Annotated in this window: 16 protein-coding genes and 1 pseudogene; 10 read left to right on the top strand and 7 right to left on the bottom strand. The window is 61.6% G+C overall.

Going from position 1 to position 14953, the window contains the following annotated elements:
* From soxA to EOA85_RS37405, 3 genes and pseudogenes are all read left to right on the top strand, one after another.
* The coding region (soxA, locus tag EOA85_RS10670) for a sulfur oxidation c-type cytochrome SoxA (protein ID WP_127209381.1) at positions 1-497 on the top strand (497 nt) is incomplete at its 5' end.
* A gap of 132 nt (positions 498-629) precedes the next feature.
* A pseudogene (locus EOA85_RS10665) lies at positions 630-1277 on the top strand (aldo/keto reductase); the annotation flags it as partial.
* Positions 1278-1364: 87 nt separating this feature from the next.
* The gene (locus tag EOA85_RS37405; protein ID WP_206523282.1) at positions 1365-1589 is read left to right on the top strand and encodes a flavodoxin; all 225 of its coding nucleotides are present in this window, start codon (positions 1365-1367) and stop codon (positions 1587-1589) included.
* 75 nt (positions 1590-1664) lie between these two features.
* On the opposite strand, the gene EOA85_RS10660 is transcribed toward EOA85_RS37405, so the two are convergent.
* Together EOA85_RS10660 and EOA85_RS10655 are read right to left on the bottom strand one after the other, a co-directional pair.
* Entirely contained in the window at positions 1665-2267 is a 603-nt protein-coding gene (locus tag EOA85_RS10660) for a cupin domain-containing protein (RefSeq protein WP_127209380.1), read from the bottom strand.
* Positions 2268-2734: 467 nt separating this feature from the next.
* Positions 2735-3613 (bottom strand): GNAT family N-acetyltransferase, encoded by an 879-nt coding sequence (locus tag EOA85_RS10655; protein ID WP_127209379.1) that lies wholly within the window; start codon positions 3611-3613, stop codon positions 2735-2737.
* 245 nt (positions 3614-3858) lie between these two features.
* Here EOA85_RS10655 and argE point away from each other — a divergent pair, with 245 nt between their 5' ends.
* From argE to EOA85_RS10630, 5 genes are all read left to right on the top strand, one after another.
* Complete coding sequence (gene argE / locus EOA85_RS10650) at positions 3859-4983, top strand: acetylornithine deacetylase (RefSeq protein ID WP_127209382.1); 1125 nt, start codon at positions 3859-3861, stop codon at positions 4981-4983.
* A gap of 16 nt (positions 4984-4999) precedes the next feature.
* Positions 5000-5923: a glyoxylate/hydroxypyruvate reductase A gene (locus tag EOA85_RS10645; RefSeq protein ID WP_127209378.1), complete on the top strand. Its 924-nt coding sequence runs from the start codon at positions 5000-5002 to the stop codon at positions 5921-5923.
* 14 nt (positions 5924-5937) lie between these two features.
* Positions 5938-6294, top strand: coding sequence for a cupin domain-containing protein (locus EOA85_RS10640; RefSeq protein WP_127209377.1), 357 nt, complete (start codon positions 5938-5940; stop codon positions 6292-6294).
* A 167-nt stretch (positions 6295-6461) separates the two neighbouring features.
* Positions 6462-7505: a tartrate dehydrogenase gene (locus EOA85_RS10635; protein WP_127209376.1), complete on the top strand. Its 1044-nt coding sequence runs from the start codon at positions 6462-6464 to the stop codon at positions 7503-7505.
* Between the two features lie 18 nt (positions 7506-7523).
* Complete coding sequence (locus EOA85_RS10630) at positions 7524-8999, top strand: NAD-dependent succinate-semialdehyde dehydrogenase (protein ID WP_127209375.1); 1476 nt, start codon at positions 7524-7526, stop codon at positions 8997-8999.
* 245 nt (positions 9000-9244) lie between these two features.
* On the opposite strand, the gene EOA85_RS10625 is transcribed toward EOA85_RS10630, so the two are convergent.
* Positions 9245-9481 carry a GIY-YIG nuclease family protein gene (locus EOA85_RS10625; RefSeq protein ID WP_127209374.1) on the bottom strand — a complete coding sequence of 79 codons (237 nt, stop codon included), beginning with the start codon at positions 9479-9481 and terminating at the stop codon, positions 9245-9247.
* 236 nt (positions 9482-9717) lie between these two features.
* A complete protein-coding gene (locus EOA85_RS10620) occupies positions 9718-10407 on the bottom strand; it encodes a haloacid dehalogenase type II (protein ID WP_127209373.1) in 690 nt (229 codons plus the stop codon).
* A gap of 321 nt (positions 10408-10728) precedes the next feature.
* Here EOA85_RS10620 and EOA85_RS10615 point away from each other — a divergent pair, with 321 nt between their 5' ends.
* Together EOA85_RS10615 and EOA85_RS10610 are read left to right on the top strand one after the other, a co-directional pair.
* Positions 10729-11571 carry a GNAT family N-acetyltransferase gene (locus tag EOA85_RS10615; RefSeq protein WP_127209372.1) on the top strand — a complete coding sequence of 281 codons (843 nt, stop codon included), beginning with the start codon at positions 10729-10731 and terminating at the stop codon, positions 11569-11571.
* Between the two features lie 30 nt (positions 11572-11601).
* Positions 11602-12978 (top strand): aspartate aminotransferase family protein, encoded by a 1377-nt coding sequence (locus EOA85_RS10610; RefSeq protein ID WP_127209371.1) that lies wholly within the window; start codon positions 11602-11604, stop codon positions 12976-12978.
* Positions 12979-13016: 38 nt separating this feature from the next.
* Here EOA85_RS10610 and EOA85_RS10605 read toward each other — a convergent pair whose 3' ends face one another.
* The 3 genes from EOA85_RS10605 to EOA85_RS10595 all read right to left on the bottom strand — a co-directional run.
* The gene (locus EOA85_RS10605) at positions 13017-13493 is read right to left on the bottom strand and encodes an Lrp/AsnC family transcriptional regulator (protein WP_127209370.1); all 477 of its coding nucleotides are present in this window, start codon (positions 13491-13493) and stop codon (positions 13017-13019) included.
* A gap of 10 nt (positions 13494-13503) precedes the next feature.
* Positions 13504-14577 carry a tartrate dehydrogenase gene (locus EOA85_RS10600; protein WP_127209369.1) on the bottom strand — a complete coding sequence of 358 codons (1074 nt, stop codon included), beginning with the start codon at positions 14575-14577 and terminating at the stop codon, positions 13504-13506.
* Between the two features lie 84 nt (positions 14578-14661).
* A partial coding sequence (locus EOA85_RS10595; RefSeq protein WP_164759589.1) for an FAD-binding oxidoreductase occupies positions 14662-14953 on the bottom strand: 292 nt, incomplete at its 5' end.

Below are 14953 nucleotides of genomic sequence, written 5' to 3'. Positions count from 1 at the left end.
TTGACGAGGCGATAGGACGGCCGATCGACCTTGCCGGGCGTATCAACTCCTGCCGAGCGGGACGGCAGCAGGCCGAGCCGTTAGCGCCGGAGTCTGACGCTTTGCTCGCCCTGACGGCCTATGTGGCGCATCAGTCGCGCGGCATGCCAATCATACCGGCGACCGACGCCCGGCTCGCGCCGTTTCGCGACAACGGACGGCGCCTGTTCCAGAGCCGCATCGGCCAGCTCAACCTCTCCTGCGCCTCCTGCCACGACGACAATTGGGGCAAACGGCTCGGCGGCAGTGTCATCCCGCAGGCCCATCCGACCGGCTATCCGCTCTACCGACTGGAGTGGCAGACGGTCGGTTCGCTGCAGCGGCGCCTGCGCAACTGCATGATCGGGGTGAGGGCCGAGCCCTTCGCCTTCAGCGCACCCGAACTCGTCGAGCTGGAGCTCCATCTGATGGAGCGGGCCCGCGGCGTGCTGGTCGAGACGCCGGCGGTCCGGCCGTGATGCCGGCCGGCGGGCCGGTCTTCACCTGTCGCGGACGGACAGTTGATCGCAACTTCGGTCGTCTTATTCTCTGAAGCGCAGACGTTCCAGAAGGAGGCTGAAAGCTGGCGATGGCTGCCGCCGGCTCGGGTCGAAGGCGTGGAGCCGTTCCGAAATGAGGTCGTGATCGCAACCAAGTTTGGCTGGAACATCGATCAGGAGACGGCGAGCGGCGCCCGGCCTGAACAGCCGTTCGGACCACATCAAGATTGTGGTCGAGGGCATGTTGAAGCGCCTGCGCACCGACCGCATCGATCTCCTCTACCAGCACCGCGTCGACCCTGCAGTGCCGATCGAAGACGTGGCAGGCGCGGTCAAGGACCTGATGGCGGAAGGCAAGGTCCTGCACTGGGGCCTGTCGGAGATGGGGCTGGGAACGCTTCGCCGCGCGCATGGCGCACTGCCTGTCGCCGCCGTCCAGAACGAATACTCGATGCTATGGCGTGGGCCGGAAGAAGAGGTGATCTCGCTCTGCGAGGAACTTGGCATCGGCTTCGTGCCGTGGAGCCCGCTCGGGGCGGCTTCCTGGCGGGTGCTATCGATGCCAGGACACGGTTCGCCGAAGGCGGCATTCGCGGGATCGAGTCCCGGTTCTCGCCGGACAACCTGCCGCATAACCTGGCGTTGGTGGATCTGGTGAAGGCCTGGGCCGAACGGAAGCGGGCCACGCCCGCGCAGATCGCGCTGGCCTGGCTGCTGGCGCAGAAGCCCTGGATCGTGCCGATCCCCGGTACGACCAGATGCGGGGGTTACGAACCGCCGCTGCAGGCGAGGGTGCCGGATCAGAGCTCCTATGAAACCGTGTTCCTGGGCTTTCCGATCTGGGGAATGACCGCGCCTTCCGTCATACGCTCGTTGCTGTCGCAGCACGACCTGTCGGGCAAGACACTGGTGCCGTTCATCGCGCATGGCGGCTATGGGCTCGGCAACAGCCTGGCCGTAATCGCCGAACATGCACTAGGTGCCCGTCTGATCGATGGGTTTCCAAACAATGCGACCAGGAGCGCGAGACGCTTCGAGCGGTCACTCGGTGGCTCGCGAGTGTCGAGATAGGCCGTTAGCCTGAGGTGTACACCCCTAGCTCGTGTGCGTTCTGTGCTGTGGGTCTTCGATCGATCTGCGCCTACTTCAGGTCTTCGTCCAATTTTGCAGAAGCGGGCCTTTGCTCCCATAGACGGGATCCTTGCGTGGACGACCTACCTTCTGGATTGTCGCGAGCGCGCGATCATGCTCCTGGGCAGTCGTGCATTCATCATAGGTCCCAAATGGAGGATAGGCGCCGACCACTAGAAAATCGGCGGATGCCGAAAGGCATTGATGCCCGGTGCCGGCCGGAAGAACCGCGACGTCGCCGGCCTTCAGGGACAGGGTTCGTCCCTTTTTGCCTCCAAACCGGACTTTGGCCGCCCCGGCTGCAACCCCGAGCACCTCATGTATTCGCGAATGGTAGTGAACGTAGTCGTAGATGCCATTCCGCCAGCTGTCCCCCCATCCATTGGCCTCGAAAAGCTCCTCCAAGACGGCTGCGGGATCAAATTCCTCAGGCAGCCTCACGGCGCCTCGATAGACGACAAGCGGCCAAAACGGATGATTGGGCACCAGGCCATCATCCTTGAACCAAAACTCATTCGCTTTTCGCCGCCTTACAAGACCGGTTACTTCTTGCCTGCCCGGTCTTGCGACACCGGTAGCCTGCTCGACAGCTTTCTTGGCACTCTGCAGAATGCTCATGATGATGTAGCCTGCATTGCTGGCTGTCAGAAGACGAGCCTTCATGCCGATTCAACCGTCTTCATGCTGGTCGGTTCCGCTGCCTATTCGGTAGGGATCGACGCCGTGTCTATGTCTGCCCCTGCGCTTCACCGATCAGGCGATGGCCATCGCGGACGGCCGGTTGGTCGCATACGGGTCATCGCCGGACGTCATCACATCCGATCTGCTGCGGGACATTAATCACGTCAACGCGCGAATCGCACCGTGTCGCACGGCATCAGCCACGTTAGATGGCGTGGCGGGTGGGCGTCGGACGGTCATTGTGCGAAACCCAATCCGGGATTCGGGGAAGATTCTAAGCGGTAGTCGTCCCGGCCGCATGATAGCAACCGCATTACACCGGTTCTTGGGCTTTTCGGTGCGATTCGAGCGCTCTGATCTACAGACACCTCTGACCGCTGTTTGACGGCGATGCGTGCTTGCATTCAGCTCCAGGCGTGGCTGGCCAGCCCATAAACCCAAGGTCCGTTGCTTTCCCGGTTCAGAAACCGGCGGCCTTTTGACATTGTCGTCACGGTCTCGGCAACGCCGAGGCCGCTCTGCTGAAGGAACTCGGCAAACACGCCATCCCTCTCGCGCGTATCGACGCGCGCGAATCGACCTGCCAGCTTCTTCAGATGGACGGCGGTGAGATGGACCGCGTCCTGGTCGCTCCGAGCCACAATGGGGCCAATCACGTGGCCGCGCCCGAACTCGCGACACATGGAATAGCCAACGACCTCGCCGCCACGACTCAAAGTGGCGATTGAGGCATCGCCCGAGAGCAACGCAAGCAGCCTTGCACGGTTTGTCCCGAATGCGCGCGCGTCCAGCGCGGTGATGTCGCCGAGCCTGTCGCTAGGCAGGTCACTTAGTTCACCGTCGAGAGCTGGCATCGGCGGGAGTGTTTGGGGGACCTGTCCCTGGCGCATATAGTCGATCGCCTCGCTCGTGAAGCCGAGTGAAATATACAGAGGATAGGCGGGATGAGTTGCATTCAGAGCCAGATTGCGATCCCCGCACTGCTCAAGGACCTGCTCCATGAGCCATCGGCCACCTCCCTGCGCCTGTGCGCGGGGCGTCGTGATCACAAGACCAATGGTGGCAAAATCGTCCCCGTGGGGAAACCACATCGCGCTTCCGAAGACGCGCCCAATTCCGTCAACGGCGACGATGCCGTGGCCGGCGCGGCGCAACAAATCCCAGTCCTTGGGGCGATGCGGCCAGCGGACAGAAATCGATAGTGCATGCAGCAGCTCAACGTCGACATCATTGATGTCCCGCGCGACCAGTTCAAAGGATTTCAGGCGCACTGATCTCTGCATCTCAGTCGATCGGCTCCTTTAACCAATGCCCAGCGTCGCAAGCATGTGGTGTTTCCGTCGTCGACGCCATGTCGCGACAGGCCTCATTTGCCGCAGCTTTACACGGGAAAGCCAGCAGGTTTCGCTGCTTCGAGGCGTTTTTTCGCAATCTTCAGCCAAAGCACGACGCGATTCGGCAGGGAACACTGCTGCGCAGGGATAGGCTGATGGCACCCGGTGATAGTGTGCAAGCAGAGCGGACTGCCATGAATGTGGAAGAAATCCTCGCAACCCTGATTGCTTTTCCCTCCGTTGTGGGCACGCCAAACGGCGAGATCGTCGATTGGATCCGCGACTACTGTCAGGCAGCGGGAGCCGAGGTGACGGTTCTTCCTGGTCCCGAGGGCGACCGGTCCAACCTGTTCGTCACGGTCGGCCCGCGCGCCGGTCGGGGCTACATCATCTCCGGACATATGGATGTCGTGCCGGCCGGCGAGCCGGAATGGAACTCGGATCCGTTCGTCCTGCGTCGCGAGGGCGGCAGGCTTTACGGCCGTGGCACCACCGACATGAAGGGCTTTCTCGCCTGCGCATTGGCCGCGCTCCCAGGACTTGCGGCAATGAACCTGCGGCAGCCAGTTCATTTCGCATTCTCCTACGATGAAGAGGCGGGGTGCCGTGGTGTGCCGCATCTCTTGGCTGCGTTGCCGAGCCTATGCGAGAGGCCGCTTGGCGCGATTGTCGGCGAGCCGAGCCGGATGCAGCCGGTGCGGGCGCACAAGGGGAAGGCCGCCGCGCGGCTCGAGGTGATCGGGCGATCCGGCCATTCGTCACGCCCCGATCTCGGCCTCAATGCCGTGCACGCCATGGCGGGCGTCATCTCGCACGCCGTGGCCTACGGCCAATCCCTCGCTGGCGGTCCGCTCGATCAAAATTTCGAGCCTCCATATTCTTCCTTGCAGGTGGGCGTCATCGCCGGTGGACAAGCCGTCAACATCATCGCTGGCCACTGCACAGCCGATATCGAGGTGCGTGCCGTGCCGGGCGTTTCCCCGGCATCCCTGCTTGAGCCTGTCAAAACCCGGCTTTTCGATCTACGCGACAGCGGCTTCGAGGTGGCTTGGCACGAGTTGAGTTCCTATCCCGCCCTTGCGCCGGCGAATGGGAGCAAGCTAGCGGCCGTTCTGACCGAGATGACAGGGCAGGAGTCGCTCACAGCGGTGAGTTACGGCACAGAGGCCGGGCTTTATCAGCAGGTCGGTATCGATGCCATGATTTGCGGCCCTGGCGAAATTTCCCGCGCGCATCGTCCCAATGAATACATCGAGATCGGTGAACTTGCTGCCTGCCAAAGCATGATCGAGGATCTCGGCGCGCGTCTCGCGGCCTGAGGAAGGAGCGGGTTCCATGGCATTTCTTTTCCATTCCGATGCGGCGCGTGCTGCGGTGTTCCGCGAGATCTTTGCGCGCGAGCTCCCCGATTTGGAATTCTTCCATTTCGGCGAGGAGATGGAGCCGGAGAAGGTTCGCTATCTCATCACCTGGACGGTGCCGGACGACATCTCGCGCTACCGCAATCTGGAAGTGCTGTTTTCGATCGGAGCGGGCGTCGACCAGTTCAGGCAGGACGTGGTGCCAAGCTATGTGAAGCTTGTGCGGATGGTCGAGGACGGCATCATCCGAATGATGCAGGAATACGTCGCGCTTGGCGTGTTGGCGCTCCACCGGGAGATGCCCGCCTATCTCGAGCAGCAGAAAAGGTGCCTCTGGCAACCGATTGCCGCTCGACAGGCGGCCGAGCGCCGGGTCGGTTTTCTTGGTCTTGGCATGCTGGCGCAAGCGGCAATCGAGCGCGTGAAGCCGTTCCAGTTCCCCCTTGCCGGGTGGAGCCGCAGCCAAAAGCGGATAGAGGGCGTCGCCTGTTTTCACGGCGCCGATCAGTTGCCCCGCTTTCTGAAGCAGACTGACATACTCGTCTGCCTGCTACCGCTGACACAGGAAACCAGCGGCATTCTCGATGCAAAACTCTTCTCCTTGCTGCCAGCCGGGGCGCGGCTGCTGCATGTCGGCAGGGGTCCGCAACTCGACCAGGCTGCGCTGATCGACGCGCTCGACAGCGGTCAGGTATCCGCGGCGATGCTTGATGTCACGGATCCAGAGCCGCTCCCGGAAGACCATCCGCTGTGGTCGCATCGGAAGGTGATGATAACGCCGCACATTGCCTCGGTGACACAACCGCATACGGCGGCGCAAGCCGCCGTCGACAATGTCCGGCGCCACCGCGCCGGCGAAGAACTGATCGGCCTCGTCGATCGGACACTTGGCTATTAACAGGGAAACCCAACATGGCACTGCTGACCACGATCGACACAAATCCCGCCTTCACGCCCAAGGAGGCCTTGCCGCTGCCGGAGCGGCTCATTTCCGGAACTCCATCCTTCAAGACCTGGGCACAGGATGCCTCGAAAGGTGAGAAGGTTCTGACCGGCGTCTGGGAGGCGACCCCCGGCGAGACCCATTCGATCAAGGGCACTACCTACGAGTTCTGCCACATCATTTCGGGTCTCATCGAAATCGAGGAGAAGGGCGGTAAGACCAGGACTTACCGCGCCGGCGACAGTTTCGTGATGAAGCCCGGTTTCGTCGGCGTCTGGCGCACGATTGAGACCGTGCGCAAGATCTACGTCTGCGTTTATGACTGAGCTCAGTGCTCAAGGTCCGGCCGAGTAGCGCGCGCGGCGACTCCAGAACAATCGACTTTCCAAGTTCGGCCCGACGCGATTCGACGCTGTCGGGCCGCTCATCCTCGACGAAAAATGCGGCGCGCGGTCCGCTATGGTTCCGCTAGTGCGAATGAGGACCTCGATCAATGAAGACCTATGACATAGCGCTCATCCCCGGCGACGGCATCGGCAAGGACGTGACCGGGGCGGCATGGCAGGTGATGCAGGCGGCGGCCAAACGGGGCGGTTTCGCCCTTGACGGCACACGCTTCCCATGGTCGTGCGCCTACTACCTGGAAACCGGCGCAATGATGCCGCCAGATGGCATTGAGACCCTTCGAAAATTTGATGCGATCTATCTCGGCGCTGTCGGCTGGCCCGTAGAAGTGCCCGACTCAGTATCGCTTCACGGACTGCTCCTGCCGATCCGGAAAGGGTTCACGCAGTACGCCAACATACGGCCGCACAGGCTGTTGCCGGGCGTTCAGGGCCCCCTCCGCTCCGATGGATTCGACATCCTGTGCATCCGCGAGAATACGGAAGGCGAATATTCCGGCGCCGGTGGACGCGTTCATTCCGGCACAGCCAATGAGGTCGCGATTGAGACAGCAATCTTCACGCGCGCGGGTGTCGAACGGATCATGCGTTTCGGTTTCGAACAAGCACGGGCGCGCCGCAAGAAGCTCGCATCCGTCACCAAATCCAACGCACAGAAACATTCCATGGTTTTCTGGGATGAGGTCACCCGCGAGGTGGCGAAGGACTATGCCGATGTCGAAGTCTCGCACTACCACATCGACGCCATTGCCGCCCGCATGGTGCTGGCGCCGGAAAGCCTCGACGTGATCGTCGCCTCGAACCTGTTTGGCGACATCCTCACGGATATTGGAGCGGCCATTCAGGGCGGGCTGGGTTACGCCGCCTCTGCCAATATCAATCCCGATCGCAGCGCGCCTTCCATGTTCGAGCCGGTCCATGGTTCGGCGCCCGACATCGCGCATCTCGGCGTCGCCAATCCGATCGCCGCGATCTGGTCCGGGGCGATGATGCTCGAGCATCTGGGCGAGGGGCATGCTGCGGCAGAAGTGATGTCGGCAATCGAGTCTGTAACCGCGCAGGGCATAGGCACGATCGCAGGCAAGGACCGGACTGAAACAATCACGCAAGCCGTGCTTGCAGCATTGAGCTGAAAGGGCAGAGGAAAGACCATGAATGCGATAACGAAGATTGGCGCGTTTGACGATGCGGACCTGTTCCGCCAGCAAGCATTGATTGGCGGTGTGTGGCGGGAGGCGGATAAAAAGGTCGTCGTCGAGGTGACCAATCCTGCCACCCTGAATGTTCTTGGCAGCGTTCCCGACATGGGCGGCGACGAGACCAGGGCCGCGATCACTGCTGCGGCCGAGGCATTCAAAAGCTGGAAGAAGACGACCCAAACCGAGCGTGCCGGACTGCTGGAGCGCTGGCACGACCTCATTCGCCAGCACGAACAGGATTTGGCGCTTCTGCTGACGCTGGAACAGGGTAAGCCGCTTGCCGAGGCGTCGGCGGAAATCCGCTACGGCGCATCCTTTGTAAAATGGTTTGCGGAGGAGGCGCGCCGGATCGGTGGCTCGACCATTCCGTCACCCACCGCCGATCGCCGCATTCTGGTTCTCAAGGAAGCAGTCGGCGTCTGCGCCGTCATCACGCCGTGGAATTTCCCCAATGCGATGATCACGCGCAAAGTAGCTCCAGCGCTGGCCGCAGGTTGTACGGTTGTCATCAAGCCGTCGGAGTTCACACCCTTTTCGGCGCTCGCGCTCGGCGTCCTGGCGGAGCGGGCGGGCATCCCGGCAGGCGTTATCAACATCGTGACCGGCATGCCGGGAGAGATCGGCAAAGAGCTGATGGCCAACGAGACGGTGCGCAAGATCTCGTTCACCGGTTCGACCCGCGTCGGTGCGCTGCTCATGCGTGGCGCGGCCGATAGCATCAAGCGGCTGAGCCTGGAGCTTGGCGGCAACGCGCCCTTTATCGTCTTTGACGACGCCGATCTGGATAACGCAGTTGAAGGGGTGATCGTATCCAAGTTCCGCAATGGCGGTCAAACCTGCGTCTGCGCGAACCGAATTCTCGTCCAGGAAGGCGTTTACGACGCTTTCGCCGAAAAGCTGAGCCGGCGCGTCACGCGGATGAAGGTTGGCGCGGGGACCGACGAAGGCACTGAGATCGGCCCGATGATCAATGCGGTCGCGATCGACAAGATCGAGCGTCACATCGCGGATGCGAAGACGAAAGGTGCGCAGATCCTCGCCCAAAGCGAGGCAGTGCCCGACGGCAGGCAATATGCACGGCCTGTCGTCCTGGGGGAGGCTACTACCGAGATGCTCCTGGCATCGGAAGAGACATTCGGTCCGGTGGCGCCGCTTTTTCGCTTCGAGACGGAGGAAGAGGCCATCACGATCGCTAACGGTACGCCGTTCGGCCTTGCCGCCTACTTCTACACCGACGACCTCAAGCGGTCATGGCGTGTTGCCGAGGCGCTGGAGTTCGGCATGGTCGGGCTCAATACCGGCCTGATCTCGACCGAGGTTGCACCTTTCGGCGGTGTCAAGCAGTCAGGCGTGGGGCGGGAAGGATCGCAGCTCGGCATCGAGGAATATCTCGAGGTCAAGACGCTCCATGTCGGCGGGTTGAACTAGAGGCTTTTCCAGAAGTCGCAACAGCGAACTAAAGCGCGTCGCATTCGACCGGCCTCACGCGACGCGCTTTAGTTTTTGTTTATGCTGTCGTTATCGCAAACCGCTGCACACCTGGGGTCAGGTCCTGGCTCAGGCCCGGGGGCATCGCTTTGCGCGACATGCATTGGACCACAGTGCCTTTCAGCGGCCGATTTTCAGTGGCAATCGCAAACCTCCGGGATTAGCCGAAGCATCCCTCCACTTCGTCATCCCAGGGCGAAGCAAGGAGCGAAGCGACGCGGCGCAGACCCTGGGATCCATGCCGTTACCTCGCGGCAGTGCTCCTGCGGACCGGAACAGTAGCGGCTGGTGAAGCGCGAGCCGTTGCCCGATTTGTGCTCCGGCATGCGGCGGCCGAGGTCGTTGGTGACGCCGATGTAGATCGTGCCGCGCTTCTGGTGGCATAGTTTGCGGAAGGGTAACGAACACCGTTGCGCATGCAAGCACCGTTCTGAGCCGTTGCATGCTTCGGGTGGCGTAACGGCATGGATCCTAGGGTCTGCGCCGCGTCGCTTCGCTCCTTGCTTCGCCCTAGGATGACGAAGTCGTGGTGGCTTATGCCAATCGCCAGCGTTGGAGATTGGTTGCCCGACCGGCCGGCAATCAGAAAGGGGCGGTCGAACCGCCCCTTGCTCATCTCGATACTTCGGATGCCGCGATTGCCGGAGGCCCGCCAGCCTCAAGCAACTTCCCGAACGGGCTCAAGGCCGACCGCGGCGGCCAGCCCGCCGATATCCTTGATCTCGGTATATTCGTAGAAGGGGTTTGCAGGCTCGTGGCCGCGGTTCACCCAGACCTTGCTCTTGATGCCGAGATCGTAGGCGGTCATCAAATCGTAGCGGAAGGAGGACGACACATGAGTGATGTCCTGCGGGCCGCAGCCGAGCTTGTCGAGCATGTATTCAAAGCCCTTCATCAGCGGCTTATAGGCGCCAACCTGTTCGGCGGTGATGACGGTGTGAAAGGGCGCGCCGAGCTTTTCCACATTCGACATGATCAGACTGTTCATGGAGTTTGACAGGATCACCAGTGGGATTTCCTTGGCGACCTTGGCGAGTCCCGCCGGGACGTCGGGGTGCGGACCCCAGGTCGGCACTTCGTCATAGATGCGTTGGGCGTCTTCGGGTTTGAACTGGATACCGATGCGCTTGCAGCTGCGTTCGATGGAATTCTGCACCACCTCGAGGAAGGGTTTCCATGGCCCCAGCACCTCGTCAAGGCGATAGCCTCTAAAAGCCTCGACGAAGCCGGCCATTGCCTCTGGGGAGAGGCGCTCGCCGTAGACGCGCCGCGCCGCGCCGGCCATATCGAAATTGGTGAGCGTACCGTAGCAGTCGAAGGTGATGTATTTCGGTCTGAACGTCGACATGGCAACAATCCTCCTGGTTTTTTCGGCACAGCGTGCCTGTACCACAATCACCATAGTCGGAGATCTGGAAGACTAACGGCCGCATTCGCCGCGACCTGAAGCAGATCGTTTCGTATTGCATCGCCGGTTTGGCAGAGTGTTGCGCCAGGTGTCTTTTCGAGCTTTGCGAGCAGCGCGGCCTGTCGGCCATGCTTCGGCAGAAGATGCGGCGCGAGCGGCGAAGGATAGTGAAAACGCGTCGCGCATGGCTGCCGGTCGGGAGGAACTGCTGTCTTTGGTGGTCTACCGTTAGCACCTGAAGACGAAGGCCGGAAATTCATCATGACCACACGACAGATCATCCTTGAAGAGATGACAGCGGGGCACCTGGAAGGCGCTGTCGAGTTGTCTCGCCAAGTTGAATGGCCGCATCGTCGCGAGGATTGGGAGCTGGCCCAGTCGGTCAGCCGGGGGATCGTCGCTCTGGAAGAAGAACGCGTGGTGGCGACCATCATGATGACCCCCTACGGCGACAATGCCGCCGCCATCAACATGGTGATCGTCGATGCGGCCATGCGCGGCCGCGGACTCGGCCGAAAGATGATGGAAGAGGCGCTTGCCAAGGCGGGTGAGCGCACCTGTTGCCTGACGGCGACACGGGAAGGCCTGCCGCTTTATGAGAAGCTGGGCTTCGTCACAACTGGCGAGATCGTCCAGCATCAGGGCGAGGCGTTGGCAGTTTCGGCGCCGGCCCGTGTATCCTGGGCAGAGAGCGGCGATCTTGCCCGCCTCGAGGTGCTGGATCGCGAGGCATTTGGCCATGACCGTTCGGCGCTGATGAAGCGGCTTTTCGAGCGCGCGAAGTTCGCTGTCATTCGCGATGAAGGCGATATCCAGGCCTTTTCCGCCATCCGGCCATTCGGCCGGGGGCTGGTCATCGGGCCGGTGGTGGCGAGAAACGGTGCCGAGGCCAAGGCACTGATCGACTTTCTGCTCGCCCATCATCAGGGCAAGTTCGTTCGTGTCGATACCGACGTCTCGACGGATCTTGGTGAATGGCTCACGGCGCGCGGCCTCGCTCACGTCGGCGGTGGGATCACGATGCGACGCTCCATGGTCACGCATAAAGAAAGCAAGCCCGCGCATCAGCGCACATACGCGTTGGTCAGTCAGGCGCTTGGTTAAATCAGGCACTCGGTTGAATCGGAGGAAGAAATGCTGGCAAATTCACTGATCGAACTCGATCGCGCACATCTGGTTCACCCGTTTTCGTGCTATCGGAGCCACGAGGAGACGGGCGTGCGGGTGCTCAAATCAGCCAAGGGCGCAACGGTCACCGATGCAAGCGGGAAAACCCTGCTCGACGGATTCGCCGGTCTATGGTGTGTGAACATCGGCTACGGCCAGGAAAGTGTCGTTGAAGCAGCCGCCAAGCAGCTAAGGGAGCTTCCTTATGCGACGGGATATTTCGGGCTGGGATCCGAGCCTGCCATTCGCCTTGCTGCCAGGCTTGCCGAACTGGCGCCCGGCGATCTGAACCATGTCTATTTCACGCTGGGCGGTTCCGACGCAGTCGACAGCACGATCCGGTTCATTCGCTACTACTACCATGCCAAGGGTACGCCGCAAAAGGACCAGTTCATCTCGGTCGAGTATGGCTACCACGGATCCTCGACGGCAGGGTCCGGTCTGACCGCGATCCCCGCTTTCCATGCGGGCTTCGGCGTGCCTTACGACTGGCAGCACAAGATTCCCTCGCACTACGCCTATCGCAATCCGGTCGGTTCCGATCCGCAGACGATTATCGACGCATCGGTCGCGGCCCTGCGCGCCAAGATCGCGGAACTCGGCGCGGACCGCGTTGCGGCCTTCTACGCCGAACCCATTCAGGGTTCGGGCGGAGTCCTCGTTCCACCGACAGGCTGGCTGAAGGCCCTGCACGCCGTGTGCAAGGAACACGACATTCTGTTCGTTGCCGACGAAGTCATCACTGCCTTTGGCCGCACCGGCCCGCTCTTCGCCTGTGACGAGGACAATGTGGTGCCGGATTTCATGACCACGGCGAAGGGACTGACCTCGGGCTACGTGCCGATGGGCGCAGTCTTCATGTCGGACCGTGTCTACAATACGATCGCGGATGGAGCCGGCAAAGCGCCTGTCGGCCATGGCTACACCTATTCAGCCCATCCCGTGAGCGCGGCGGTGGGGCTGGAATGCCTGAGTCTCTACGAAGGGGGCTTGCTCGAGAACGGGCGGAAGGCCGGGAAGCGCTTGATGGAAGGCCTTCGCTCGCTCGCCGACCACCCGCTGGTTGGCGATATTCGCGGTCGCGGCATGCTCGCCGCGGTCGAGTTGGTCACCGACAAGGAGCGCAAGACGCCCCTGCCGGTGGCAGCCGATCCGGGTCGCCGTATTTTCGACCGCGCATGGGCGAACGGCCTCGTCATCCGCGCCTTCAACAGCGGCATCCTGGGCTATGCGCCGCCGCTCTGCTGCACAGAGGACGATATCGATGGAATCCTCGAACGCACGCGGATGACGCTGGACCAAACCCTCGAAGACAAGGACGTGCGGGCGGCGATGAAAAGATGATCGTCCAGACTGCCGCCGCATGCGCGGCAGCCTCTTCCTCATCTGTCGAAGATGGCGTCGAGCGGCAGGTGAGATTTCACGATAGGGGATTTCAGCACGACGAAGCTAAAATATTTGTCGATGCCGATGTCCATTTCGACAAGGCGCTCCATGACCGTCTGGTATTCGGTGATTCCCGCTGTGACAAACTTCACCAGGTAGTCGTAGCCGCCTGAAACAAGATGGCATTCGATGACGGAATCGATCTTCTCGACGGTGGCAAGAAACCGCGCGAAGTCGTTCTGCCGATGGTTCCTGAGCGTGATCTCGGTGAAGACCGTCAACGTCTGCCCGAGCTTGGAGACGTCGATCTGGGCGGAATAACCGGTGATGAAGCCTTCCACCTGCAGCTTCTTGACCCGCATCAGGCAGGGGCTCGGTGACAGACACACCAGCTCGGCAAGCTCGACGTTGGATATCCGCCCGTTCTTTTGCAGCTCGGAGAGAATTTTGATGTCGATCTTGTCGAGCTTCATCAGAAACCTGTCACACGTTCGAACCGCGGATCGTCCGGCAAACGGCGTCCGTTACTTCCTGCGTGGTCGCGGTGCCACCAACGTCCGGCGTCAACACGCCTTCACTCGTCACGGTTTCCACGGCGCGCATCAACCGGGCAGCCGCGTCGTTCTCGCCCAGATGTTCGAGCATCTGGGCCGCGGTCCAGAAGGTGGCGATAGGGTTGGCGATCCCTTTGCCGGCAATGTCGAATGCCGAGCCGTGGATAGGCTCGAACATCGAGGGGTAGCGCCGCTCGGGATCAACATTGGCGGTCGGTGCTACACCGAGGCTGCCCGCAAGCGCGCCTGCAAGGTCCGACAATATGTCGGCGTGAAGATTGGTGGCAACGATCGTATCGAGGCTCCGTGGTTTCAGCGTCATACGCGCCGTCATAGCATCAACCAGCATCTTGTCCCACGTGACGTCCGGGAATTCCCGTGCCACCTCGGCGGCGATTTCGTCCCACATTACCATGCCGTGACGCTGCGCGTTGGATTTCGTAACAACTGTCAGGAGCTTTCGCGGCCGTGACTGCGCCAGCCGGAATGCATAGCGCATGATGCGGGTGACGCCGACGCGCGTGAAGATCGCGACCTCAGTTCCGACTTCCTCGGGGAGGCCGCGATGGGCGCGGCCGCCGTGGCCGGAATACTCGCCCTCGGAATTCTCCCGCACGATCACCCAATCGAGATCGCCAGGGCCAACGCCTGCCAGCGGAGAAGCAATGCCCGGCAATATCCTTGTCGGCCGCACGTTCGCGTATTGATCAAAGCCTTGGCAAATCGGCAGCCGGAGCCCCCAGAGCGTGATGTCGTCGGGCACACCGGGAGCGCCGACTGCGCCAAAGAAGATAGCGTCGAAGCGCTTCAGTTGCGCCACCCCATCTTCGGGCATCATCCGACCATGGCCCTTGTAGTATTCTGAGCCCCAGTCGAAGTGCTGGACGCGCAGTTTGAAGTCGCCGCAGCGCTCTTCGAGTGTCTCAAGCGCCTGGAGACCGGCGGCAATGACCTCTGGCCCGATCCCGTCGGCTGGAATGGCGGCAATCTCATATTCGCGCATCGTCAATTTCCCTGTTTTCAGTGCTGGCCGCCTCGCTGCCTCGATCTCGTGTGCGACCGGTTGGACGTTGGCAAATCGGTCTTCTCAGAATTCAGCGACCTTGCCCCACGCAACGGTCTTCAGGCGCTCCGGCCTATAAGGACGTGGATCGACGATCGGCTCGCTGCCCGTGATGATGTCGGCGATCATATGCCCCGCGCCGGGGCCGATCCCGAAGCCGTGACCGCTGAATCCCGCCGCCAGGATAAAACCCGGAATCCCCTCGATTTCACCGACTGCGGGAATGCCATCGGGCGTGCTGTCGATGTAACCCGCCCAGGCATCGGAGATCGCGACGCGCTTGAGTTCGGGCATCAATTCGCAGGCTCGTCGATAT

Source organism: Mesorhizobium sp. M5C.F.Ca.IN.020.29.1.1, from assembly GCF_003997375.1.
In the GTDB taxonomy this organism is placed as follows: domain Bacteria; phylum Pseudomonadota; class Alphaproteobacteria; order Rhizobiales; family Rhizobiaceae; genus Mesorhizobium; species Mesorhizobium wenxiniae.
Note: the sequence above shows the minus strand (reverse complement) of the source record. Positions and strands in the feature narration are given on the sequence as shown.